The organism is Paenibacillus sp. S-38, from assembly GCF_049942825.1.
Taxonomy (GTDB): domain Bacteria; phylum Bacillota; class Bacilli; order Paenibacillales; family NBRC-103111; genus Paenibacillus_G.
This window is the reverse complement of the sequence record NZ_CP187970.1, coordinates 6396906-6420406: the sequence shown is the minus strand read 5'-3', so window position 1 is coordinate 6420406 and position 23501 is coordinate 6396906. Positions and strand designations below refer to the sequence as shown.

19 protein-coding genes are annotated in these 23501 nt (G+C 57.3%); 13 read left to right on the top strand and 6 right to left on the bottom strand.

Annotation, left to right across the window (positions count from 1 at the left end):
- Nucleotides 1-93: 93 nt before the first annotated feature.
- Together ACP26L_RS28130 and ACP26L_RS28125 are read left to right on the top strand one after the other, a co-directional pair.
- Nucleotides 94-1695 carry a sensor domain-containing diguanylate cyclase gene (locus ACP26L_RS28130; protein ID WP_426448416.1) on the top strand — a complete coding sequence of 534 codons (1602 nt, stop codon included), beginning with the start codon at nucleotides 94-96 and terminating at the stop codon, nucleotides 1693-1695.
- 94 nt (nucleotides 1696-1789) lie between these two features.
- The gene (locus ACP26L_RS28125) at nucleotides 1790-2857 is read left to right on the top strand and encodes a LacI family DNA-binding transcriptional regulator (RefSeq protein ID WP_426448414.1); all 1068 of its coding nucleotides are present in this window, start codon (nucleotides 1790-1792) and stop codon (nucleotides 2855-2857) included.
- A 123-nt stretch (nucleotides 2858-2980) separates the two neighbouring features.
- On the opposite strand, the gene ACP26L_RS28120 is transcribed toward ACP26L_RS28125, so the two are convergent.
- Nucleotides 2981-3661 carry a cupin domain-containing protein gene (locus ACP26L_RS28120; RefSeq protein WP_426448412.1) on the bottom strand — a complete coding sequence of 227 codons (681 nt, stop codon included), beginning with the start codon at nucleotides 3659-3661 and terminating at the stop codon, nucleotides 2981-2983.
- 307 nt (nucleotides 3662-3968) lie between these two features.
- Here ACP26L_RS28120 and ACP26L_RS28115 point away from each other — a divergent pair, with 307 nt between their 5' ends.
- From ACP26L_RS28115 to ACP26L_RS28090, 6 genes are all read left to right on the top strand, one after another.
- A complete protein-coding gene (locus tag ACP26L_RS28115; RefSeq protein WP_426448410.1) occupies nucleotides 3969-7628 on the top strand; it encodes a discoidin domain-containing protein in 3660 nt (1219 codons plus the stop codon).
- A 203-nt stretch (nucleotides 7629-7831) separates the two neighbouring features.
- A complete protein-coding gene (locus tag ACP26L_RS28110; RefSeq protein WP_426448408.1) occupies nucleotides 7832-8824 on the top strand; it encodes an ABC transporter permease in 993 nt (330 codons plus the stop codon).
- Between the two features lie 33 nt (nucleotides 8825-8857).
- Nucleotides 8858-9745, top strand: a complete 888-nt coding sequence (locus tag ACP26L_RS28105; RefSeq protein WP_426448406.1) for a carbohydrate ABC transporter permease — start codon at nucleotides 8858-8860, stop codon at nucleotides 9743-9745.
- An 89-nt stretch (nucleotides 9746-9834) separates the two neighbouring features.
- Nucleotides 9835-11532 (top strand): extracellular solute-binding protein, encoded by a 1698-nt coding sequence (locus tag ACP26L_RS28100; protein WP_426448404.1) that lies wholly within the window; start codon nucleotides 9835-9837, stop codon nucleotides 11530-11532.
- Between the two features lie 312 nt (nucleotides 11533-11844).
- Complete coding sequence (locus tag ACP26L_RS28095; protein ID WP_426448402.1) at nucleotides 11845-13425, top strand: response regulator transcription factor; 1581 nt, start codon at nucleotides 11845-11847, stop codon at nucleotides 13423-13425.
- Between the two features lie 4 nt (nucleotides 13426-13429).
- On the top strand, nucleotides 13430-15208 hold the full coding sequence (locus tag ACP26L_RS28090) for a histidine kinase (protein ID WP_426448400.1): 1779 nt from the start codon (nucleotides 13430-13432) through the stop codon (nucleotides 15206-15208).
- Between the two features lie 244 nt (nucleotides 15209-15452).
- Here the strand turns inward: ACP26L_RS28090 and ACP26L_RS28085 are convergent, their stop codons facing one another.
- A complete protein-coding gene (locus ACP26L_RS28085; RefSeq protein WP_426448398.1) occupies nucleotides 15453-16358 on the bottom strand; it encodes a LysR family transcriptional regulator in 906 nt (301 codons plus the stop codon).
- A gap of 145 nt (nucleotides 16359-16503) precedes the next feature.
- Between ACP26L_RS28085 and ACP26L_RS28080 the strand changes: the two genes are divergently transcribed.
- Entirely contained in the window at nucleotides 16504-16914 is a 411-nt protein-coding gene (locus ACP26L_RS28080; RefSeq protein WP_426448396.1) for a tautomerase family protein, read from the top strand.
- Nucleotides 16914-17654 carry an SDR family NAD(P)-dependent oxidoreductase gene (locus ACP26L_RS28075; protein WP_426455122.1) on the top strand — a complete coding sequence of 247 codons (741 nt, stop codon included), beginning with the start codon at nucleotides 16914-16916 and terminating at the stop codon, nucleotides 17652-17654. Before ACP26L_RS28080 ends, ACP26L_RS28075 begins: the two co-directional genes overlap by 1 nt.
- A 320-nt stretch (nucleotides 17655-17974) precedes the next feature.
- Here the strand turns inward: ACP26L_RS28075 and ACP26L_RS28070 are convergent, their stop codons facing one another.
- The 3 genes from ACP26L_RS28070 to ACP26L_RS28060 form a co-directional block, all read right to left on the bottom strand.
- The gene (locus ACP26L_RS28070; RefSeq protein ID WP_426448395.1) at nucleotides 17975-19096 is read right to left on the bottom strand and encodes an IS110 family transposase; all 1122 of its coding nucleotides are present in this window, start codon (nucleotides 19094-19096) and stop codon (nucleotides 17975-17977) included.
- Nucleotides 19097-19792: 696 nt separating this feature from the next.
- Entirely contained in the window at nucleotides 19793-20122 is a 330-nt protein-coding gene (locus ACP26L_RS28065) for a YnfA family protein (protein ID WP_426448393.1), read from the bottom strand.
- Nucleotides 20123-20133: 11 nt separating this feature from the next.
- A complete protein-coding gene (locus ACP26L_RS28060) occupies nucleotides 20134-20529 on the bottom strand; it encodes a MerR family transcriptional regulator (protein WP_426448391.1) in 396 nt (131 codons plus the stop codon).
- A 350-nt stretch (nucleotides 20530-20879) separates the two neighbouring features.
- Here ACP26L_RS28060 and ACP26L_RS28055 point away from each other — a divergent pair, with 350 nt between their 5' ends.
- From ACP26L_RS28055 to ACP26L_RS28045, 3 genes are all read left to right on the top strand, one after another.
- Nucleotides 20880-21056: a hypothetical protein gene (locus ACP26L_RS28055; RefSeq protein ID WP_426448389.1), complete on the top strand. Its 177-nt coding sequence runs from the start codon at nucleotides 20880-20882 to the stop codon at nucleotides 21054-21056.
- A gap of 104 nt (nucleotides 21057-21160) precedes the next feature.
- Complete coding sequence (locus tag ACP26L_RS28050; protein ID WP_426448387.1) at nucleotides 21161-21571, top strand: DUF6157 family protein; 411 nt, start codon at nucleotides 21161-21163, stop codon at nucleotides 21569-21571.
- A 334-nt stretch (nucleotides 21572-21905) separates the two neighbouring features.
- Complete coding sequence (locus tag ACP26L_RS28045) at nucleotides 21906-22850, top strand: diguanylate cyclase domain-containing protein (RefSeq protein ID WP_426448385.1); 945 nt, start codon at nucleotides 21906-21908, stop codon at nucleotides 22848-22850.
- A gap of 142 nt (nucleotides 22851-22992) precedes the next feature.
- Here ACP26L_RS28045 and ACP26L_RS28040 read toward each other — a convergent pair whose 3' ends face one another.
- Nucleotides 22993-23436, bottom strand: a complete 444-nt coding sequence (locus ACP26L_RS28040) for an AraC family transcriptional regulator (RefSeq protein ID WP_426455121.1) — start codon at nucleotides 23434-23436, stop codon at nucleotides 22993-22995.
- Between the last annotated feature and the right edge of the window lie 65 nt (nucleotides 23437-23501).

Genomic DNA, 23501 nt, shown 5'->3' with positions numbered 1-23501 from the left:
GATAAAAATGTTGTCGAACCATGGCAGGAAATGTGGGAAAACGTGTCGAAAAGAGTGGCCAGCGAGTTTGTGAACATGTAGGAGTGTGACAGAATGCCCGGATGGGTGCAAATAAGACGGGGCCATATCAAATTTCATGTGCTCCTGATCGGGCTGCTGGCCTTCTCACTGGCAGGAACTACCGCTATTCTGACGGGAGTGGCGCTGAGCAAACAGAACGATTCGCTGACCGAGTCGATCCTGCAGTCGAACTTCGAAGGAGCGCGCAATCTCAACGTAGCCATGGATACGCTTATCGATCTCATGCTGCGCGACCTGGGGTCCGCGGCCAAGGTGATCGGCGGGCAGGGCGGTCCGCTGGAGCGGCAGGCCGAGTATGTCGGCGCGATGCTCGGAGGCCGGCGCATGTTTAGCGGAGCGATCCTCGCGGACCCGGCGGGGATTCTTTGTGCGGTTACGCCCGGTCTGAAGATGCGGACGGGGAAGGGCGAAGCCGCCGCGGAGCCGGCTGTAAGGCGGGCTGTGGAGCAGCAGGGTCCCTTCGTGTCCGAGCCCTTCACGGCGGCTGACGGCCATCGTTCGGTCCTGCTGTCGCATCCGCTCATAGGAGATGAGGGGATGCGGCTGGGCATCATTGGGGGGGTCATCGATCTCGAGGAAAGGAACGTATTCAGCGATCTGTTCGAGCATGCGAGCAAGAGCAAGAATGGGACGTACGTTTACCTAGTCGACGGGGGCGGTCAAGTGCTGCTGAATCCCGACGCAGGACGGGGGGATGAAGTGATCGCGCCGGAGGTGCTGCGGAGGACCTTCCCGAATGGGGCCGTCCGTTATGCCTCTGTTCGCAATATCGAAGGAACGGAAGTGCTGGCCGGATACCTGGTGATCCCTAAAGTAGGGTGGGGGATTGTATACCAGTCTCCGGCAAAGGTGGTGGATGAGGCCCAGGGCATGCTGATTAAAGCACAGCTGGCATGGATGCTTCCCCTGTTCGCCCTTATGCTGCTGCTGAGCCTGTGGGTCACCCGGAAGCTGGCGGCACCTTTTGAATCGCTGACGGCTGTCGCCCGCCAGATATCGGCCGGAAGACGGATGGTCGACCCGCCGTTCACGAGACATTGGAACTATGAGGCGCATCATCTGGCGCAGGCGATGACATGGGCGGTCGGCGCGCTGCAGCATCGGGCCGACCGGATGAGCGAGCAGGCAAGGACCGATCCGCTTACGGGGCTTGCCAACCGGGCGTGTCTGGAGGAGCGGGTGGCTGAGGATGCGGCCGGAAACCATCTGTATTCGCTGCTGGTGCTGGATATCGACCATTTCAAATCGGTCAATGATGTCTATGGGCATCAGATGGGGGACGAGGCGCTCGTGCATCTGGCCCGCATCCTGAATCTGGAGGCGGGCGAGGAGAACCTTGCCTTTCGGTACGGAGGGGAAGAGTTCGTGGTCCTGCTGCCGGGGAAGGGCCTGGAGGAGGGACTCCACCTCGCGGAGCGGATCCGCAGCCGGATGGAGTGCTCGGTCTCGCCGACCGGCAACCCGATCACCGTATCGATCGGAGCCGCCGCTTGTCCGAGGCATGGGCAAATCTTCGGCGAGGTATTCGAGCGGGCGGATCAGGCGCTCTATCACGCCAAGCGGAACGGCCGCAACCGGACCGCCGCCGCAGAGGAGCTTGTGCACGTGGGCTGAAAAGAATCAAGGTTCTATTTTGTTAGGATTGTTTGGCTAACCGTGTTATAATGAACTATCTTAACATCGATAGAGTATGGGTTGGTGCAGACGGATGGCAAAAAAAGTAACCATGCAGCAGATTGCGGATTATATGGGCGTGTCCAAATTCGTGGTGTCCAAGGCCTTGTCGGGCAAGGGCGGGGTCAGCGAGGCGACGAAGGAGAAAGTGATCAAGGCGGCGTCGCAGCTCGGGTATTTCAGTAAAATGAACCCCTATCTCCCTCCGAAGCCGGCGGAATCGCCGCAGGAGGGAGGGACAAAGCAGTCCGTCCTCGTACTGATGCCGAACGTTCGGTTCCAGACGAAGGAATCCTTGTACTGGGGGCGGATCTTGGACGGGATCTCGGCGAGGCTGGAAGCGGCCGGGCTCGGTATGATGATCGTGATGGAGCAGAGCGCGGACCACTTCCTGCAGGCGCTGAACCCGAGCAGCATTCTCGGCCTGATCGGGGTCGGGGAGATCTCGAGCTCCGTCCTGCTGGAAGTCCACCGCCTGGGTCTTGCCTTCATTCTCGTGGATCATGAAGACGGGCTGATTCCATCGGATACGGTATTCGTGAATAACTATGATTCGATGCACCGGCTGACGAATTACCTGATCGGCATCGGGCACAAGCATCTGCTCTTTGTGGGCGATCCCCGCTACTCGCGCAGCTTCTACGACCGGTGGACCGGCTTCCGCAGTGCGCTGGAAGAGCAGGGGCTGGCGGCCGACTCGCCGGCCTCGCTGCTGATCCGGCTGGAGGGGTACGAGGGCTTCACCGGACAGATCGGGGAGGCACTGGAGGATCTTCGCCGGACGTCCTTGCCTACGGCCCTCGTCTGTGCGAACGATACGATTGCGCTGGATACGATCGAGGTGCTGCAGCGCATGGGGGTCAAGGTGCCGCAGGAAGTGTCCGTGACCGGCTTCGACAACATCGAGAGATCGTATCAGATCTCTCCCTCTCTGACGACGGTGAACGTGCCGAAGGAGCTTATGGGCTCCCGCGCCGTGGAGAAGCTGCTCGAGCGGGTGGGCAAGGACCAGGATGCGACGGAGAAGCTGCTGATCGCCGGGGAGGTTATGTACCGGGAATCCAGCGCGGGGGCGGCCAGGACGGCGGCGGCTGAGATCTAAGGCGGCGGCCAGGCAGAAACGTGCGGGACAAATACCCTTGGATAGGATGGGAATCCAAGGGTATTTGTGCTGCTCCGGAACCTAAAGTACCCAGGGCGGACTGCTGCCGCTGGAGCCATTGCTCTAATACGAATAAGGCCAGCCGTATCCCTGCGGCAAATAAGGGGACGGATAGGCCGGGCGCTGGTAGTGGGCCGCCTGTTCCGCTTGCACGGGCTGACGGGGGGCGGCGCCGTAAGGGACGTAAGGCATAGGCGTTGTGGTCTGCTGGCCGGGGAGAGGCGGACCGATGATCGTCGTGCCGGTAATAGGGGCGAGGGCCGCAGACACCTGGGCTTGATTAAGGCCGTACGTATGGGCCCAGACGCCGGGAGGCGTCAGGCGGAGAATGTCCGAGCCGAAGATCGCCTCGGGAACCGGGGAGTCGAAGATCGCCAGCAGGTGCGTGCCGTCTGTGGAAGCGACCTCGTAATGCCACCAGCCCTGCGGAATGTTGACGACCTGCCCGGGACCTGCCGGGAAGTTCAACAGCTCGTTGGTGAACGGATTGATCAGCGAGATCACGGCAGAGCCGACGATAACGTACACGAGCTCAGAGGCGTTCTGGTGAATATGCGGCTCGACGACATTCCCGGTATCGAGGTAAATGTCGAGCAGCGAGGTTCTGCCCAGGGTGTTGAGATCTTTAATCGACAGGCGGTTAATGTAATTCCGGGCGTCCTTGCGAAAATACAGGTCCTGGCTGAGGTCAAAAAAGAACTGTGCGGACGGCGACGTGAAGTCAACGTCTGGCGTCTTCGGCATCTGGGGTTCCTGCCTTTCTTTTGGAAATCAACGGGATGGCTCATGGGTATCTACCTAGGCAGGGTATGCATCTGCCCAGGGGATGGTTACCGGTTGAAGAAGGGGCTGGCGGCCTGGGACGGGGCAGACGGAGAAGAAGAACAGGATCATTAATAAGTACTAGCAATCGTTGATTTCTGACGTGTTCAATCCCCATCGCCATTTGTATGATGGTACTAGCTCAGCGAAAGGGAGGAATGTCAGCCCGCTATCGTAGGGCATGTGTTAAGCAAGCAAGATTTATACACGGCATGAGGAGGAGAAAAGATTGAAGAACTACCGCAAATCGTCCATAAGGGGAGCGAAGCGCTCCGTGTTATCGACTCTTGCGCTGCTGACGGCGCTGAGTCCCTTGTCCCTCTCGGTTCCGCAGTCTGCCCGTGCAGCTGATCCTTACCTGCTCTCCCAGAACCGGACCGTCTACGCTTCTTCCGTGGAAGGGGCCAACTCGCCGGACCTGGCGGTGGACGGCTCTACGTCCTCCCGCTGGTCTAGCCAGTGGGGTGCCGACCCGCAGTGGATCTATACGGATCTCGGCGCTCAGGCAGCGATCAGCCGCGTAGTTATCCGCTGGGAAGGGGCTTATGCCAAGTCGTACAAGATCCAGGTATCGAATGACGAATCGAACTGGACCGATGTGTACTCGACGACAACCGGGGACGGCGGCGTGGACGAGGTGACGCTGACCGGTACAGGCCGGTACGTCCGGGTGCTCGGCACGGAGAGGGCGCTCTCGAATTACGGCTATTCCATTCTCGAGTTCGAGGTGTACGGCACGGGCGGGGTCAATCCGCCGCCGGTGAATCTCGGCCCGAACGTGGCACTGAACCGGCCGGTGAAGGTATCGTCCTACGAGCAGGCGGATTACCTGCCGCCGGGCTCGACCCTGCCGGAGAACGGCGTGGACGGCAACCGCCAGACCCGGTGGTCCTCGAAACCGACGGACAACGAATACTACCAGGTGGACCTCGGCAGCCAGCGCACGATCGGGCGTATTATTCTCGACTGGGAAGCGGCGGCCGGACGGGCCTTCGATCTGCAGGTATCGGAGGACGGGAATCAGTGGACCACGATCTACCGTGAGATGAAAGGCCAGGGCGGGGTGCAGAATATCCCGGTCTACGCGACGGGCCGTTATGTGCGGATGCAGGGCATCTCCAGGGCGACAAGCTTCGGCTACTCCCTCTTTGAGTTCCTGGTGTATGACTACGTGAACGGGGACCCGAAGCCGGTCTACCCGATCACGCCGCTGCCGACCAAGTCGGTGGTGACGGAAGGCTCCGGCAGCTACCTGCGCAATGACATCACGATGCCTCAGCCGAAGTACCCGCTGTACAAGTCGGACAGCCTCCAGAAGCCGCTGGCTTCCAACGACTGGTGGCAGTCGCTGTTCATCAACAAGCTGGGGAACGGCATCATCACGCTGCCGCTGAAGTCCAAGTTCCAATCCCAGGGACTCGGCATCCTGACGCCGGGGAGCGGCTGGATTACCTCCGACGGCAAGGCCGTTGAAACCGGCATGAACTTCGACCTGACGCTGATGGCTTCGAACATCAATACGTCATCGATGTCCAATCGCGTAGTTTCGTACGGTGACTACTCCGTGGATACGGTGCTCAGCGACAGTGCATCCGAGGACAAGATGAAGGTCACCTTCGTGAAGGGCTCGCCTTACATCTATGCCCAGTTCAGCGATCCGAAATCGGCCGAGCTCTATTCGCCGGCGATTACGCGACTGTTCAATGATGCGAACGCGGCTGTGCTGGGGGCGGACGGGGCGACCCTGACGGCCGACCACATCGGTATCGAAGTCACGAACACGGACGGTGCTCCGAATCCGAAGCAGGTGAAGCGCTACTATGCGCTGAACGCTCCGGAGGGGACGGTGTTCAAGCGGGTGGGGCCGAAGATCAAGATCACGCTGCCGAGCGGCCAGAACTACTTGTCTTTGGCAGCGCTCCCATCGCCCGATAAGCTCAACTACTTTTACCAGCACGGGTATGCCTTCGTAACCGATACGAAGGTGGGCTACACGTTCAACGAGTCGACTTCACAGGTCGAGACGACCTTCAATACGACCACGGCGCTGAAGCGCTCAGGCTTCCCGAACACGACCTTGATGACGCTCGCTCCGCATCAGTGGAAGATTGCGTCTACACCGCTGACGGACCTGACGTACCCGTCCATCCGGGGGACGCTGAAGGTCAGCGAAGGCAACAGCTTCAAGACGAGCGACAAGTTCTACGGCATCGTGCCGCAGTTCACGGAGCCGAACGACGGCGGCTACTCCCGCCAGCAGCTCATCCAGCAGCTCGGCATCCTCGACCAGTCGACGGATACGACAGAGGAGCTCATGAAGGCCGATGCCTACTGGCAGGGCAAGACGCTGCACCCGCTCGCCATGGGCGTCCTGATCGCCGACCAGATCGGCGACACGGCGTACAAGTCCAAGTTCCTAGCCCGCCTGAAGACGGCGCTGACGGACTGGTACACGTATACCGAAGGAGAGCCCAGCTACTTCATGTACTATAACGACGATTGGGGCACGATGTACTACAAGAACAGCGAATTCGGCGCAAACGTAGGCATTACGGACCACCACTTCACGTACGGCTATTTCGTCTTCGCGTCGGCCGTACTCGCTACGTATGACAAAGACTTCGAGACCCGCTACGGCGGTATGGTCGAGCAGCTCATCCGCGACTATGCGAACCCGTCCCGTACGGATGCCCAGTATCCGTTCTTCCGCAGCTTCGATCCGTATGCGGGCCACTCCTGGGCGGGCGGCTATGCCGACCAGGATAACGGCAACAACCAGGAAGCGGCCGGCGAGTCCCTCTTCGGCTGGGTCGGCCAGTACATGTGGAGCATCCTGAAGGGCAACAAGACTTACCGCGACGCCGCGATCTGGGGCTTCACCACGGAGCTTAAGGCGGTGGAGCAGTACTGGTTCAACTATGATAACGACAACTGGATTCCGGAGTACAAGCACAAGTCGGTCGGGCAGATCTACGGCTCGTCCCAGTTCTTCGGCACGTTCTTCAACGGCAACCCGGTCTATGTCTACGGGATTCACTGGCTCCCGACCTCGGAGTACCTGACAAGCTACGGGTTCGACCCGGCCAAGGCGTCGTCGCTGTACCAAGGCTTCGTCACCGATAACGGCGGTCCGGAGACGGACTGGCAGCATATCGTCTGGCCGATCCAGGCGCTGAGCGATCCGCAGGCGGTCCTGGCCAAATGGGATTCGTCCGTACTGCAGCAGAACGAGGCGTTCAATACGTATTACTTCGTTCACGCCCTGGCCTCCCTCGGCCAGCGGACCAAGGACGTCTGGGCTACAGGCTGGTCGTCGGCTACCGTGTATAAAAAGGGCACCACGTACACGGCGCAGGTGTGGAATCCGACGGATGCCCCGGTAACCGTCACGTTCCGTAACGCTTCCGGCGTGACCGGCACGGCTACCGTCGCTCCCAAGTCGCTCGTCTCCGTGAATCCGATGACGGACAGCGGCGGCGGCACGCTGCAACCCTCCGCCAATGTGGCGCTGAACAAGACGGCGGTCGCTTCGTCTTCGGAGGCCGGCTATGCGGCTTCACAGGCAACGGACGGCAATCCGGCTACCCGCTGGGCTTCCGAATGGAATGATGCCGAATGGATCTATGTCGATCTCGGCGCTTCGTACAATGTAAGCCGGATCAAGCTGAACTGGGAAGCGGCGTACGCCAAGGGCTACAAGCTGCAGATCTCCGATGACCCGAACAACTGGACGGGCAAGGATGTGTTCGTCACCGCAGCAGGTGACGGGGGCGTGGACGATGTGCCTGTAACGGGCCAAGGACGCTATGTCCGCCTGCTCGGCACGGCCCGCGCGCTGCCGTTCGGCTACTCTCTCTTTGACTTTGAGGTATACGGCACGAAATCTTAAGATCCGTCACCTTTTTTCAACCGGCCCAGCACCGGGCAGAGCGCCATCCGCGTTCTGCCCGGTGCTTTTTGCTGCGCCCCTCATGCTATGCGCTGCGTGTTTCCCGTTGATTAAGTCAAAGAATCGTTAATCGGTGTCCTAGAATGCATGCGCGCCATCCCGTACCATAAGGATAAATACAAATAGAGATGGTGATGTGAGAGATGAAAACCGCCAGGAGCACCCGCCTCCCGGGAGCCGCAACGAAGGCGCCGGGCAAGCTTGCAGGGCGGGAACCGGGAGTATGGCAGCGATTCGTGCAGCAGTGGGATTACCAGTCGATGATTCTGCCGTCCATTGTGTTCCTTATTATTTTCAGCTATATTCCGATGTGGGGCGTGCTGCTGGCCTTCAAGGAATATGATTTGTTCACCGGCTTTGCCGCGAGCCCCTGGGTGGGCACCCTGCATTTTCGGATGTTCTTCGAGTCGCCGGAATTCTGGCTGATCCTACGCAACACGCTCTGCATCTCGCTGCTGAAGCTGGCGGTGGGCTTTCCCGCTCCGATTGTGCTCGCCCTGATGCTGAACGAAGTGGCCCATATGGCCTTCAAGCGGATCGTACAGACGATCACGTACATTCCGCATTTTATCTCCTGGGTCGTGGTCTCGGGCCTCGTCTTCTCGATGCTGGCCGTGGACGGCGGACCGGTGAACGGCCTGCTCCTGCAGCTCTCCCTGATCGACCAGCCGGTGAACTGGATGTCGGTGCCCGAATACTTCTGGGCCATCCTTGTGTCGACAGGGGTGTGGAAGGAGATCGGCTTCGGCTCCATCGTCTACCTGGCAGCCATCGCGGGGATCGATCCCGCGTTGTATGAAGCGGCCTCCCTGGATGGAGCCGGCAGGTTCAAGCAGATTTTCCTCATTACGCTCCCAAGCATCGCTCCGGTCATCATCATCTTCCTGATCCTGGGCGTGGGCAATATCCTGAATGCCGGGTTCGAGGATATCCTGCTTCTGACGCAGAATCTCAACAACGGCATCCTGATGCCCTATGCGGAAGTCATCGATACCTACGTGTACCAGATGGGCATCATCAACCAGCGGTTCTCGTATGCCACGGCGGCAGGCCTGTTCAAATCGGTCCTCTCCGTACTGCTGCTCCTCATCGCTAACCTGACGGCTCGGAAGCTGGGGCAGGCGAGCTTATGGTAGCCTACAACACATGGAAAGGAGGGACATCCGCACATGAGATTGAATGCTTATGACAAAGCGCTTCGCGGAAGCATCTACGCGCTCCTCTTGCTGCTCTCGTTCGTCACGTTCTATCCGTTCTGGAATTCGCTTGTGATCTCGTTCAATACGGGCAGCGATACCGCACTCGGGGGCGTCACCTTCTGGCCGAGGGAGTTCACCCTGGAGAACTACCGGATCGTCTTCAAGGAGGATGCGATCTTCCAGGCCTATCTCATTACGATTCTCCGCACGGCGGCGGGCACGGCGCTCTCCATGTTCTTCACGGCGCTGTTCGCCTATGGGCTGTCGAAGAAGGGAATCGTGTTCAAAAAGTTCTACATGGTTCTCTGCGTCATCACGATGTACTTCAGCGGGGGGCTCATTCCCTACTTTGTTCTGATCTATCAGATGAAGCTGTACGATACGTTCGCCTTTCTGGTGATCCACGGCATGATCTCCGTGTACAATATGATCATCTTCCGCACGTTCTTCGCGGAGCTCCCGGATGGCCTGGAGGAGTCGGCCCGGATCGACGGCTGCTCGAATTACGGCGTGTTCTTCCGCATCGTGCTGCCGGTTTCGGGCCCTGTGGTCGCGACGCTCTCGCTCTTCACGGCGGTCGGGCTGTGGAACGACTGGTTCACCCCGGCGGTGTTCATCAACGATCAGAGCCTGATCCCCCTGCAGACGATGCTCGTCCAGATCATCAATGCGGGCACGACGGCCACGCTGGTCTCAAACCTGAACTCCTATGCCCAGAGCATGGTGCAGAACACGGTGACGGTCAAGGCGCTGCAGATGGCGACGATGATGGTGGCGACGCTGCCGATCCTGCTGGTGTATCCTTTTCTTCAAAAGTATTTCGTCAAAGGCGCCCTGGTCGGTTCCTTGAAGGAATAGCCCGAATGCAGTCGGTCCGGTTCTGTGGTACCGGCGGGAGTCCGCCATGACTATACAAGCATTGTACCTATAGAGAGGGGTAAGACAACATGAAAGTGAACATCAACGCAAGGCTGCTCGCCGCCGGCATGCTTGGGACAAGCCTGATCCTGTCCGCGTGCTCGGGAGAAGGGGAGCAGGCGCAGAAGCCGCAGGAGACCGCACCTGCGCAGACCACGGCGCCTGCCGAAGGAGGCAGCATCCAGTCCAGGGTGAAGCCGGCGGAATTCAGCCTGTACGTCAACTACGATTGGTATACCGCCCCGGCCTGGGCGGAGCGTCCGCACGGCAAGTGGATCACGGAGAACCTGAAGGTGTCCCTGAAGCCGATTCAATCAAACGGCGCTGCGGCGCAGAAGCTCAACGCGATGATCGTCTCCGGCGATCTGCCCGACGTGGTGGTGCTCGACCGTGGCAAAGATGTGGAGCGGCTGCAGAAGGCGGGCAAGCTCGTCGCCCTCGACCCGTACCTCGCCAAGTATCCGGAATTCGTGAAGAACGTCGGCGAGAAGAATCTCAATATGCTGCGGAGCGCGGACGGCAAGCTGTACCAGATTCCGAACTGGTACATCAACGGGGGCAAGGGCAACGGCAACGCGGCCTATCTCGTCGAGCGAAAAATCCACAAGGCGCTCGGCTCCCCGAAGCTGGAGACGTGGGACGATGTGGAGGCATACCTGAAGCTCGTCAAGGAGAAGTACCCGGACGTGATTCCGCTCGACTTCGGGGAGATCCGCGACGGCGCGGACGTGCAGATGCTCGGCATGCTGTACAGCGGCGCGGCCGATGACCGCACGCCGGCCTTCCAGTCGCCGGGCTCCGGCCAGGTGTTCGGCGTGCCGAAGGACGGCCGGCTCACCTCGATCTACCAGGATGAGGCGTTCCGTGAAGCGGCGCTCGTCAGCTCCCGCTGGTTCCGCCAGGGTCTGACCTCGCAAGATCTGTTCACGCAGACCCGCGACCAGATTCTCGAGAAGCTCAAGACCGGGAAGATCGCCGTCTTCGGGGCCTATGACGCGGTCGTGGAAGGCATCGGCCGGGAGGCGAACAACCTGCTGAAGGCGAAGGATCCGCAGGACGGTTACGACGTCATCTGGCCGATTCACAAGGCCGGCGTATCCAAGGACAAGGTGTTCCCGTCCGGCTACAATACGCTCGGATGGAACGTCAACGTGATTACGACGAAGGCGAAGGACCCTGAGGCGATTTTCTCTTACATGAACTGGGCGACGAGTCCGGAAGGACAGCAGATTCTGTTCTACGGGCCGCCGGGACTGTTCTATGACAAGGTGGACGGCGGCGTGCCGATCCCGAACGAAGCGTACATCAAGCGCGATCCGAAGAAGTACGACGAGCTGAAGATCGGCGAGTTCAACTGGAACGGCAATACGGCCTATGTCGACTCGACGAAGGGGCAGCGCGAGAAGCTGCTGCCGGAGGCGGCCCAAGATTGGACGACGCAGAGCCAGGCGAACGTGTCGTTCAAGACGTCGAAGGACATGACGGAGTTCTCCAATCTGGATCCCGTGCCGAACTCGGAGGAAGGCATCATCCTCCAGCGCCTGAAGGACCACTACAAGCAGACCGTGCCGAAGATCTTCTTCGCGAAGAGCGACGAAGAGGTGAAGGCGCTGATCGCGGAGGCCGACCAGGAAGCGGCGAAGCTCGGGTACGAGAAGCTGCTGCAGTGGAAGACGGGGCAGTGGCAGGCCAATCTCAAGAAGCTGCAGGGGCAAGCCGGCAAGTGAGGGGACTGTTTTGTAGCAAGTGAGGATATATGGTTATGTTTTATGCCAAGTGAGGATATATGGTTTTGAAAGTGACCTTTGTGCGAAGCACAACGGAACGCAAAACCATATACCCGAACGTCCGAGTGGTTCCACCCCAGCAAACCCCTTTTGCCATATGGAAGCTTGGCAGCTTGGGGCTTGGCTTGCAGGCAGGAGAAGGTATAATGAACTTATACCTTCTTTTTGCATCCCATCGGGGACGCTCTCTAAGGATGCGGTTGATGCAGCCGCAGAAGGGATAACTCGCATTCAGGAAACGGAAGTGAACAGATGTACAGGGCGGTATTGGTAGACGACGAAACCTTCGATCTCGAGGGCATGCGCGTGCTGATCCCTTGGGAGGAGATCGGCATTCAGGTGGTCTGCAGCGAAGAGAAACCGCTTGCAGCCCTGCAGTACATCGAGGGGCACGAGATCGATCTCCTCATTACGGATATCAAGATGCCGGTACTGTCGGGGCTGGAGCTCTCGCGCAAAGCACAGGAGCGCAACCCGCAGCTGAAGACCGTGTTCATCAGCGGGTACCAGGATTTCGAATACGCCAAGCAGGCGATGCATCTTAAGGCCGACGGCTATATTCTCAAGCCGGTCGACGACCAGGAGATTATCGAGACGCTGCAGCGGGTTGTGGCGGAACTCGACCGGACGCAGATGACCCGCAGTGAGGAGACGGCAAGGATGATCGCCTCCTTCGAGTTCATCAGGAACGACTTCGTGCAGCACCTGCTCGAAGGGACGGTAGATGCGTCCACACTCCACGCGTTCCTGCAGAGCTATCCGCTGCCGGTGCCCGAAGGCAGGGCGGCAGCTGTGCTGATCGAGCTTGACGATGTGCTCTGGAAGTACGGGACGCCGGACAGCCCGGAGCGGTCCGATCCCCAGCGTGCGGTGCGGGGCATCGGGGAGCTGATCGAAGACTGGGGGCTCGGTCCCTGGTCCCCCCTGTCGGAATCGCAGCTCGGCCTGCTCTATACGGCCGGAGACAGCGATCCGGCGCAGCGCCTGCAGCAGCTGTGTGCCGAGATCGCCGGGCGGGGCGAGGGCACCGTCACGGTCAGCCTCGGGGACGCGGAGCGCTTCCCGGAAGGAACCGCGGCCTCGTTCCGGCAGGCGAAGGACCGGATGGCGCTCAAGATGTTCCTCGGCAAGAACCGGGTGATCTTGCCGGATGCGGACTCGGGTCGGGGGAGCATGGCCAAGGAAGCCAAGGATCTGGAAGCAGTGCTCGACGAGACCTTTGCGGCGATGACGAGCTATGGTCTAGTGGCGATCTGCGACTGCGTGGATGATCTGTTCACGGTGGTGGAGACGTTCGAGCATCCCGTCAAGGTGCGCAGCTTCTCGATTCATATCGCCACGAAGCTCGAGACGTACCTGCATACGATGAACGAATCGTTCGCGAGCCTGCTCGGCTGGAGGATCGAGCATCTCGAGCGGATTCTCCAGTTCGAGACGATCGACGATATCAAGTCGTGGTTCCGCCGGACGCTGTTCGAGATCGCGGAGAAGCTGTTCCTGCGCAAGAACGGCAAGAACCGGCGCCTCATCGAGCAGATCGAGCAGCACGTTCAGGCGTATCTCTCCGAGGATTTGACGCTGAAGGAAGTGGCGAACCATTTTTCCTACTCTCCCAACCATCTCGGGTACTTATTCAAGGAGCATACGGGGGAGAGCTTTAACGAATATCTCGTCAAGCTCCGGATGGAGAAGGCGAAGGCCATGCTGAGGGACCCGAGATACAAGATTTATGAGATTGCCGAGCTCGTGGGCTACAAGTCGCTGGCCTACTTCAGCCGGCAGTTCCGCGAGCGCGTCGGATTGACACCGGGAGATTATCGAAAGCAGAGTTGATGACATGCGGCAGCGCGGCAAATTGCGGTATGTGCCCCTCCGGTACAAACTGCTCCTGTCTTATTTGTTCCTTGTGCTCGTTCCGGTGATCGGGATCGGCAGCTATTCCTATGTGTCATCGGTGCGCTCTATCAGCGAGCACACCCGCAACAACATCGAATTTGCAGTGAAACAGATTGCCGGCGGCATCGACGGCCGGCTGGCGAATATCGTCCGGGGGGCGGAGGAGATCTTCGCGGATCAGACGCTGTCGCGGTACCTCTCGGGCTATTACCTCAGCTTCGAGAAATACGCGATCACTACGCAGTACATCCTGCCCCGGCTGGAGTCGGCGGCGAATCTGCCGGATCCGAACGTGCAGCTTTCGTTATACCTGGACAACGGGCATATCAGCGAGTTCTACTACAACACGCCGGAAGCGAACAGCGGCAGCGGGCGGCAGTACGCCATCTACCATACGGAGCGGATCCGCGGGGAAGCGTGGTACCGCTCGCTCGATCTGAACTACGCGACCGCCGTATGGAGGCAGGTCGGCGAGGATGCGGCCGCAGGGCAGATCTCCTATCTGCGGCCGCTGATCAACTACGACACCCTCCAGCCCATCGGGCTGATCAAGATGACGGTGCGGATCAAGGATATCTTTCATACCGCGGATATGAGTCGTCTGGGGGAGGGGAGCCGGCTGTTCGTCGTGAACGATCAGGGGGACCGGCTCTGGTATTCTTCAGCAGATGAAGGGCAGTCGGATTGGACCGTATGGACGGAGGAAAAAGAAGATGGCGGTACGGACGACCTGCAGATCGAAGAAGCGGTCACCGGCATGCCTGCGAAGGTCGTGGCCCGCATTCCGTACGCCTCCTTCCAGGAGAGCTCCCGTCAGGTACGCACGGCGACCATCCTGATCTGCCTGGCGAGTCTGATTGTCCTGACGGCCATCAGCGTCCTTTTGTCCAATTACGTGCTGCGTCGCTTTCACAAGATCATCGGCTCCCTGCATGCCTTCAAGGAAGGGGACTTCGCCAAGCGGATGGGGATCCAGGGGCATGACGAATTCTCGCAGATCGGCGAGGCATTCAACGAGATGGCTTCGACCATCGAGAAGCTCATCGAAGAAGTGTATGTCGAGCGGTTGGAGAAGAAGGAAGCAGAGCTGAACGTGCTGCATTCCCAGATGAATCCGCATTTTCTCTACAACACGTTCTCCTCCATCTCCCGGATGGCGAAGCTCGGCGAGATCGAGAAGCTGCACCAGGTGATCCGGCACCTGGCGAAGTTCTACCGCCTGTCGCTGAACAAGGGGGAGACGATCATCTCCATCGAGAAGGAGCTGCAGATTCTTCAGTCGTATGTGGATATTCAGCGGATCAAGCATGCGGACCGGATCATCGTCCACTATGACATAGACCCCGAACTGCTCGGGTACGACACCGTCAAGTTCATCCTTCAGCCCTTCGTCGAGAACGCGCTGGAGCATGCCTGGTATGACGATGTGATCCGGATCGACATCCGGCTGTACGGGGAAGGGGATACGGTCTCGATGGAGGTCCGGGACAATGGGCTTGGGATGAAGGAGGAGATTCGGAAGGCCATACTGGATGATTCGGGACAGGGCATCGGGTACGGCATCCGCAATGTGGACCAGCGGATCAAACTGCAGTTCGGCAGAGGATATGGGGTTTCGCTGAGCAGCGAGCTCGGAGAGGGGACGACGGTAAGACTGTCCATGCCGAAGTATGTGCAGAAGGCTGTGGAGCAGACGGAGCATCGTGAGGATTTGGAGTAAGGCGGATCCGAAGGGGCATATCGCGCGGCTCTGAGGGGACTCGGCTATCCTCCGTGTTTAGTTGAAAGGCAGCTTCGCCCCAGGGGGCTGAAGCTGCCTTTTTTGGAAGGGAGCCAGTTGACCACGCCCCACGTATGCTCTATTTTTTCCGCGCGGCCGGCCCAAGCTGCACTGCATCGTCTGAACCCCGATCTAAGGCATGGACCGCGTCCTGCTCCTTCACCCGCTTCTTGAACTTCGCGGCCTAGATCATGGGGGCCGGGACGGCATCCTGACGGAGCCGCTCCTTCAAGAAGTCGTTCAGCCTGCCCAGGGCCAGCTTCAGCGGTACATCGGAAGCCCGGCAGAGCAGGCCAAAGGTAACCGAGATGCGGGCGTCTTTCACTTCGCGCACCAGCGTTCCGGCAGGCAGCGGATCCAGAAGGCTGTGCGGCACGAGGGCCAGCCCAAGTCCGCAGGCGGCATAGTGCTTCATGGCGGCCATGGAAGAGATCTCCATGCTGTTCAGCGGGCTGCCGCAAGCTTCCCCGACCAGCATCTCCACTTTATGCCTGTAGGGGCAGTTCTTCGCCGTAAGCAGGATGCGGTGATCGCGGAGGTCCCGGAAGGCGATGCGCTCCAGCACAGAGAGCGGATGCCCTTCAGGGAGCAGGAAGATGAGCTCTTCGGAGAAAAGCGGCTCAAAATACAATCCTTCGCCGATGACCGGCCTGGAGCACACCGCAAGGTCGAGCTCCCCCCTCAGAAGCCGCTCGCCGAGGAGCGGGGTACTGCCAATCTCTACGGCGATGCCGATCTTGGGGTAGGCGGTTAGGAATTCCTGCAGCAGACGGGGCAGCATCGCGCTCGCAAGGGGCTCTACCGCGCCCAGCCGCAGCTCTCCGGTTTCGCCGAGCATCCAGTCGGACATGCGGCCCTGGAGGCGCTCCATCTCCTTCACGATCCCGGTGCTCTGCTCATGGAACAGCCGCCCGGCTTCGGTGAGCTGGAAGGTTCTTCCCCGCTCAATGAGTGTAATGCCGAGCTCGGCCTCCAGCTTTTGTATCTGCATCGTGACCGTCGACTGGGCGTAATTCAGCTCCTCCGCCGCCCGGTTGAAGCTTCCCAGCGCTACGATCCGGTGGAAGGTTTTGAGGGACTTGAGGTCCATGCCGTGCTCCTCCTGTTCAGTAATATTGAATCATTCGTTCAATTAATTCAATTATACAAAACATCCCTGCGGCCTTACAATACATTCATGCAGTGATTATCCTGTACTTCCTCAAGTACAGGCAGGAATAAAGGAGGAAGCCAGCATGCCGTTCGTACGAATCGATCTTCGCCGGGGACGCACGAAAGAAGAGCTGCAGATCGTCAGCCGGGCCGTCCATAGGGCCTTAACCGAAACGGTCAACGTGCCGGAGGATGATTATTTTCAGGTGATTACACAGCATGAAGCGGAGGAATTCCGTTACGATCCGGGGTACCTCGGCATCTCCCGAACCGATGGACTGATCTTCATCGCGATCACGATGAGAGAGGGCCGGGGAGCGGGGAAGAAGCGGGCTCTCTACGCGAGGGTCGCACAGCTGCTGGAGGAATCTGCCGGCGTAAGGCCGGAGGACGTGATGATTATCGTGACGGAGAATGCTTGGGAGGACTGGTCGTTCGGCCAAGGCATCGCGCAGCACGCGCCGGGCGGCAGCGGGGAGGAGGAGGCTGGATGATGGATTTCAGAGGCAAAGCGGCACTGGTAACCGGAGGCGGGACCGGCATCGGCCGGGCGGTGAGTCTGGCGCTGGCGGAACGGGGAGCGGCCGTCGCCGTCAATTACTCCCGGTCGCAGGCCGAAGCGGAGGAGACCGTTCGGGAGATCACAGCCAGAGGAGGCCGCGCCGTGGCCATCCGGGCGGATGTGTCCGTCGACGCGGAGGTCAGGGAGATGGCCGCCGCTGCAGCGGAAGAGCTAGGGGGGCTGGACTTCCTCGTCAACAATGCGAGCATCACCCGGCACATTCCGCTCGATGACCTGGAAGCGGCCGAGGAAGGGGTCTGGGACGAGCTCTTCGCGGTGAACGTCAAAGGCATGTTCTACTGCGCGCGGGCAGCCGCCCCCTTTCTGAAGCGGAGCGGCCGGGGAGCGATCGTGAACCTGGGCAGCATCGCCGGCTCGACCGGGCTCGGCTCCTCCCTGCCCTATGCCGTCTCCAAGTCGGCGGTTCATGGGCTGACCCGCTCGCTGGCCCGCGCACTCGCGCCCGAGATCCGGGTGAGCTGCGTGGCCCCGGGCGCCGTGGAGACGCGCTGGTGGGCAGGCCGCGAGGAGCGGATGCGCCAGCTCGCCGGGAATCTCCCGCTGCAGCGCATCACCACGCCGGAGGAAGTCGCGGAGCTGGTGGTCACCCTGCTCGGTCTGGAATCCATGACCGGGCGGATTGTCACCATTGACGGCGGGCAGACAATGTGACGGTTGCATCACTAGTCGGGGTGCGATTCTGCCGGCGCGCAAGCTGTCTATGGAAATAGCGGAAGTTCTTTGCGCCGGCTGGCAACCTGATATTCGTGGGTTCTCACATGTGATTACATACGACCAGAGAGTTTCCTGCTAACTATCAACGCACATAAAGCTCCTGTTCCCTTGCTTTGTGCAGCGGAACTACGCGGATTTCTCTCTGCCTAGCTTTGTACTTTGCCCCCGAGCCAAAGAATGTAACGCATCTTCCTCAAATCCGTTCTCTTACCACCTCCTTCTTCGTATTTTCAAACTTCTATTACAAGCACAAGCGATTATGCTGCCGCCCTTTGCTTCTGGACTTCCTTGGCTATAGCCCAGATAAATCCCAAGAGCTCCCTGGCCACGGCGGTAACGATGGTTCCTTTGTTCTTTCCCCTGAAGCTTAACCTATTAAATTTATGATGCAGTCTTTTATGCGCCTTCCAAGAGATCTCAATAATCTCCGAGCTTAGCTCCTTTTGCCTCTCTCGCAGGGCTCTTCTTACAGCGGGTTTGCTCCGATAGGTCCAGGCGGCTTCGACCAGTACCCGTCGGATATGCGCATTTCCGACTTTCGTGATTCGCCCTTGCCGGCGGCTGCCTCCGCTTGAACTTTCCGAAGGTACCAATCCGGAATAACTCATAAGCTGCGGCGCAAAAGCAAATCTTCCTGCGAGATCTCCGAGTTCGGCCGCAAGAGTAGTGGCCGTAACTAAAGCAATACCATGAAGTCCTTGCAGCGCCTGAATCATGGTAGCCTGGCACCCTGCCGAAGCCTGCCGTTCCATTTCCTTTTCGTATCGCCCAATCCGGTTTGCGGCCTCCCTGATGGTGTTGCGGTATTCTTGAAAGACTATATCCTCGCACGCATCCGTAAAGCGCAAGGTATCCAGCCAGTTCTCGTAGGCCGATGTCCATACCTTCGTGCCGCCCGGTGGATGAAGCTGGTGCCGAAGCAGGAACTTCGTTAGCCGCTGCTTGTGCCGATTCATATCCTGAACCGCATCCTCCCGGGCCCGAACCAAATCCCGCAGCGCTTCGTCCTCGGGCGTAGGTACGTAGATTTCGGTTAACTCTCTGGCCCTGTAGAGCTGCGCTAAACGTATGGCATCCCTTTTGTCGGTTTTAATGCGCTTGTTGCCATCCAATGCTTTGGGCGCAACGACGCTGCAATTGACAAAGAGTTCAAGGAACCAACGATACAGCTGAAACCCTGTAGGCCCGGCCTCATAGCAAACGTCGAGTTTGATCTCATCGTCCTTTGCAAGCTGCTTGACTAACTTTCGCACGGCCTCCTTGGTATGGGGAATCGTCCCCCAGAACCGCACGGGCTCATCTCGATTTTCCGTGGCTATGGCAACGGCAATTTTTTCCTTGGATACGTCTAACCCTACATACTTTGTGGACATACTCATTACTAACCGACTCCTTTTTGTTTGTAGCTCTGTTTTGGATTTGATTGGTGTATTCACTCCAAGTCATTTCCAACTTCAACCTACGTGATGCAAAGAGGTAGTCGGTTTCGTTCATTATAACTATGTTCCGAGAAATGCCGGGAAATACCTCGATAAGATACCTCACTTCCGCTATTTTAAAATCGACGTCCCGACACTATGCCGAAACGACCGGTCACCGGAGGCGAGGCGGAACCGCATACCTTCCGGCTCGAAGAACGGGTCTCGCATCGCGGCCATCTGAGGCGAATAGCGAATGGGCGACGCCTGCAGCGGCTGCAGCTGCGACCGTCCGTCCGGCAGGCTACTCCCCGCACCTCTGTCCCAGTATGACTGGGGGGAGATAGCGATCCTGCCGGATCAGGGTGAAGAACAGCCGGCCTGCCGCCTCCCAGCGGTCCTGTTGAGCAGCTGCACATCCAATATTTTTAATAAACGTGCATCATCCTTAAAAGAAGAGCCAAACAGATAAATAAGAGAGAGAATGGGTATGGGGTGGAAAGTTTCCGGGCCGCTTTTAGAGTCATGTCCTTGCCTCAAATTTGGACACGATTCCAACCGCAGTTGAAACCCCATATCCCTCCCTTCCCGCGAAACAACGTATGGAGGACTGGCACGCAGAGATTGTAAAGGACGCCGAAGGGCGTTTTTTTTTCGCTATCCGTTTCTTGGTGCCCACAGCATAATGGATACGCCTGCAGCGCAGACCACGGCTCCGATCCAATCGTACATATCGGGTGTCTTCTTGTCGACAAGCCATCCCCACAGCACAGCAAGAATGACAAATACGCCTCCATACGCAGCGTATACACGACCGAATGACGGAAAGCTCTGCAGGGTTGGAATGATGCCGTACCCAATAAGAAGGATCCCGCCGACCACTCCATACCACAGGGGTTTGGATTCACGGAGCCAAAGCCAAACCATATACCCCCCACCGATTTCGGCAAGGCCGGCAAGTACAAAAATAACGATAGCGAACAGCACAAAGTGTCCCCCTAACACGAACCTTTCTTGTCTATCTTCTCCAGGCATTCCGACCAGGTCATGCATTTACAGTTGAGGCCGTTGTCTAGAATCCGTATCATCGAACGAATTTGTTTCTTTCGTTCCTCTAACTCAGAGCGTTTTTGCTTAGCCATCCGCTCCCAGCGCTCGGATAACGATGTACTGCCTTCGAATCCTTCTAACAAAACCGTGATTTCCTGAATGCTGAATCCCGTTTGCTGAGCTACTTTAATAAAGTGGATGCGTTCCAGCAGTCCCTCGTCATAGCGCCGCTGGCCGTTTCTACGCTCCGGAGCAGGAAGCAGGCCAACGGATTCATAATAGCGCAGCGTAGATGCGTTCACCTCCGCCAAGGCCGCGAGCTGCCCAATGCTCATTTCAGACATAACAACACCCCTTGACTTAAAGTTAGCTTTAAGTTTTATGATCGAAGTATAGCTCTTATGGGAAGGGGATGCAAATGAAAAAAAGAATTGGGTTCGCTGTTCTTGGTATGTTAGGAGCCTGCGCCTTGTGCTGCACGCTGCCGCTGATCGGAGGTGCCGCTGCTCTTGGGATCTCTACTGCCTTTTTAAGTCCCCTTGCTGCCGCGGCAGTGGTTCTGGTGGCAGCAGTCGTGGGGGTTGTCATTTATCGGAGGCGCAAAGCAAACGGATCGTCCTGCATGAAAACCGGATGCAGCTGCAGTTCCTGTGGAAAGTGAAGAGGAATATTGAAAGGGAGGGTGAGTATCAAGATGAACAAAGAAATACCGGTGGCCTGCAGCCACATGGTTTTTACAAAACAACAGCGGATGGAGTACAAACGCATTTGGGAAAAGCTCGAAGCTGGAAGGCTTGGCATTACGGAGCTCGAAGACGGGTACCAATATCAATTTCCGGGAGACCCCGAAACGCTTCGGCTCCTCCATTAACTAGCCCTCTCACGAAATCGACGAAATGACTGTAAAGTTATGGTATTATTGGGTTGGAGTCTAATCCATAGATGGTGAACCAACTCTGACGGGGAGGAAACGAAGTGAAGGATCATAACTCTTACGATACGTTTATGGAAGTGGCCGAGGACAGCACCGTCACAGCTGCCGAGATTCCAAGAGCCAAAGGCGATTCGAAGACGGTACCGGTGATCCAGTATGAATTGATCGCGAACCATCCTTACCGATACACGCAGGAAGATGTGTTGTTTGAAGTTTACGCCATACGGAACGAAATACCCGAAGCCCAAAGACAAGCCTCGCGCGAGTTGTTTTTTTCCAAAGGGCAGCCGTGCCTCCGCACATCCTCGCTGGGAAAGCGTTACGGGTGGGGAATCCATCATGATGCCGAGGGCCGGGTTGCCCTCTATCCTGTTGAATCGGAGGAGTATCAGACGTTCCTGAACGATCAATCCATCAAAAAAGTAAAGGCTATGCGCTCCTCGCGAGCCTAAAAAGTTCTCCGATGGCGGACAGGCAGTCGATGGTTGAGCCTGCTTCCTCGCTTCCGAAGAAGCTTCCTATATAACGGGTGAGGAGATCGATATTAACGGGGGTTCGCATATGGATTCATACCGGAGGAAAAGCCGCTCAATGGATAAGCGGCTTTTTTTCATTATATGTAAGGGGGAATCAGGAATTCACTTCAGGAATTCACTTCATTATACCGATATATAGGGGGAATGATGAAGCATTCATACAGGGGAATATTTTGGATACAATAGCATTACAGTATCCTGAACCTGGAAGAACGATCAGAGGTTAATTGCGATAAAGGGTGGTAGCTAGATGGCGATATCCGCTAATGAACTGCAGATGTATACCAATTTTGAAGAACTGGCAAACGATATTTTACAGATGGCCAATGAATTTATGCAGGACAAATTGATTTTTTTAAGTGCGATGACCGATACACACCAAATCATTTTAAAGGTACTGGATAATAACTCGGGGAGCCGCATAACGGAAGGCTTAGCACTCGAACTGACGGGTACCGTGTGCAAACGCATTGATTTTGATAACCGGGTTCCCTTAATTTATGAAGACATGAGCAAAGAACCCTGCTTGGATGATGTTCGAGGGGCACTGCAGGAGGCGAATATCAATTCCTATGTAGGCGTGCCTATCATACTTCACAATGGACAAGTATTCGGAACGCTTTGCGCGGTCCATCCCTCTGCAGCCGTGTTTGACACAAAGAGCGTACAGATGTTTCAGCGCATTTCCAAAATGTTCTCCTATTATCTTGATCTGGAGCGAATGGCATTTCGGGACGCACTGACCGGACTTTATAACAGGCAGTACTTGTTCAAATATTTCACCGACCTTTCGAATCATGGCTCGATTTTTTTCGTCGATCTGGATGGGTTCAAGAAGGTGAATGACGTTCACGGCCATGATGTGGGCGACTTTGTCCTGAAAGAAGTCTCTCTTCGTGTAGATAAGTACATGGCAACCCATAATGGATTTGCAGTACGGCTTGGGGGAGACGAGTTCATTCTTCATTTCCATGAAGTGAGCGACCCTGAACGGCTAGCCACCTATGCGGTAGAGGTCATCTCCCGTTTGTCCACGTGGGATCTTCATATGGAGGAGTTCAGCCTATCGGCCAGTATCGGTATTGTTACATACAGCCCAAAGGACAGAAACAACTTAAAAGTACTTTTAAAAAATGCGGATAATGCGTTATACAAGGCGAAAGCATTGGGTAAAAAAACCTTCCAATTTTTCTAATAACGCCGCAGGCGCAGCGGAAAAATCAGGAAGGCAGCTGGCCAATGGCAGGATGATCTTCTAACGATATTGGAATGGCAGCCGGGGAGGATGGTCGGCTGCCGTTTTTTTATGCTCGGAGCTGAGAGGTTGAAGTTGTAACCTAACGCTTAATAGGCACGCATATCTCGCAGAAGTCCATATCAGCTGTGTATCGTTCCAAGATCGGTTTATGGTCCATCCCATATCCGTTATGGTGTAAGGCTGAGAAGATCTCCGTCCATGCTCTTTGGACATCTTCAGCCGTATGTTTGATTTTGCAAATAAAATAGTTCCCGCCGGTAAGTTCATAGACAAGAATGGAATCATCCGTTTGATAATCCGGCGGGATGACAATGCCCGCGTCATAGGTGCAATGCTCAGGAAGTGTGGAGTCCGGGTTATCGTGCGGAATTCCAAGCAGGATCGCCGACTCCGTAAGCAGCTTTTTATCCCTCGCCCATTGCTTCAGCTTTTCCATGGCCTGAGCATTGGACGGACCATAGGGTCCCATTTGCCGTACGCAGGCAATGCGATAGTTCGGAATCGTTTCGACTCGAGTATCCATAGCTTCTTCATTCCTTTCTCTCATGGTATTTCTGCTGCTTTTGGATACTATCATGATATAAAATA

Bases quoted from the DNA above. Each gene is read 5' to 3' on its own strand.
- ACP26L_RS28095 (WP_426448402.1), top strand. From the start codon at position 11,845: ATGTACAGGGCGGTATTGGTAGACGACGAAACCTTCGATCTCGAGGGC.
- ACP26L_RS28055 (WP_426448389.1), top strand. From the start codon at position 20,880: ATGAACAAAGAAATACCGGTGGCCTGCAGCCACATGGTTTTTACAAAA.
- ACP26L_RS28105 (WP_426448406.1), top strand. From the start codon at position 8,858: ATGAGATTGAATGCTTATGACAAAGCGCTTCGCGGAAGCATCTACGCG.
- ACP26L_RS28075 (WP_426455122.1), top strand. From the start codon at position 16,914: ATGGATTTCAGAGGCAAAGCGGCACTGGTAACCGGAGGCGGGACCGGC.
- ACP26L_RS28130 (WP_426448416.1), top strand. From the start codon at position 94: ATGCCCGGATGGGTGCAAATAAGACGGGGCCATATCAAATTTCATGTG.
- ACP26L_RS28100 (WP_426448404.1), top strand. From the start codon at position 9,835: ATGAAAGTGAACATCAACGCAAGGCTGCTCGCCGCCGGCATGCTTGGG.
- ACP26L_RS28090 (WP_426448400.1), top strand. From the start codon at position 13,430: ATGCGGCAGCGCGGCAAATTGCGGTATGTGCCCCTCCGGTACAAACTG.
- ACP26L_RS28110 (WP_426448408.1), top strand. From the start codon at position 7,832: ATGAAAACCGCCAGGAGCACCCGCCTCCCGGGAGCCGCAACGAAGGCG.
- ACP26L_RS28120 (WP_426448412.1), bottom strand. From the start codon at position 3,661: ATGCCGAAGACGCCAGACGTTGACTTCACGTCGCCGTCCGCACAGTTC.
- ACP26L_RS28045 (WP_426448385.1), top strand. From the start codon at position 21,906: ATGGCGATATCCGCTAATGAACTGCAGATGTATACCAATTTTGAAGAA.
- ACP26L_RS28080 (WP_426448396.1), top strand. From the start codon at position 16,504: ATGCCGTTCGTACGAATCGATCTTCGCCGGGGACGCACGAAAGAAGAG.
- ACP26L_RS28085 (WP_426448398.1), bottom strand. From the start codon at position 16,358: ATGGACCTCAAGTCCCTCAAAACCTTCCACCGGATCGTAGCGCTGGGA.
- ACP26L_RS28040 (WP_426455121.1), bottom strand. From the start codon at position 23,436: ATGGATACTCGAGTCGAAACGATTCCGAACTATCGCATTGCCTGCGTA.
- ACP26L_RS28070 (WP_426448395.1), bottom strand. From the start codon at position 19,096: ATGAGTATGTCCACAAAGTATGTAGGGTTAGACGTATCCAAGGAAAAA.
- ACP26L_RS28060 (WP_426448391.1), bottom strand. From the start codon at position 20,529: ATGTCTGAAATGAGCATTGGGCAGCTCGCGGCCTTGGCGGAGGTGAAC.
- ACP26L_RS28125 (WP_426448414.1), top strand. From the start codon at position 1,790: ATGGCAAAAAAAGTAACCATGCAGCAGATTGCGGATTATATGGGCGTG.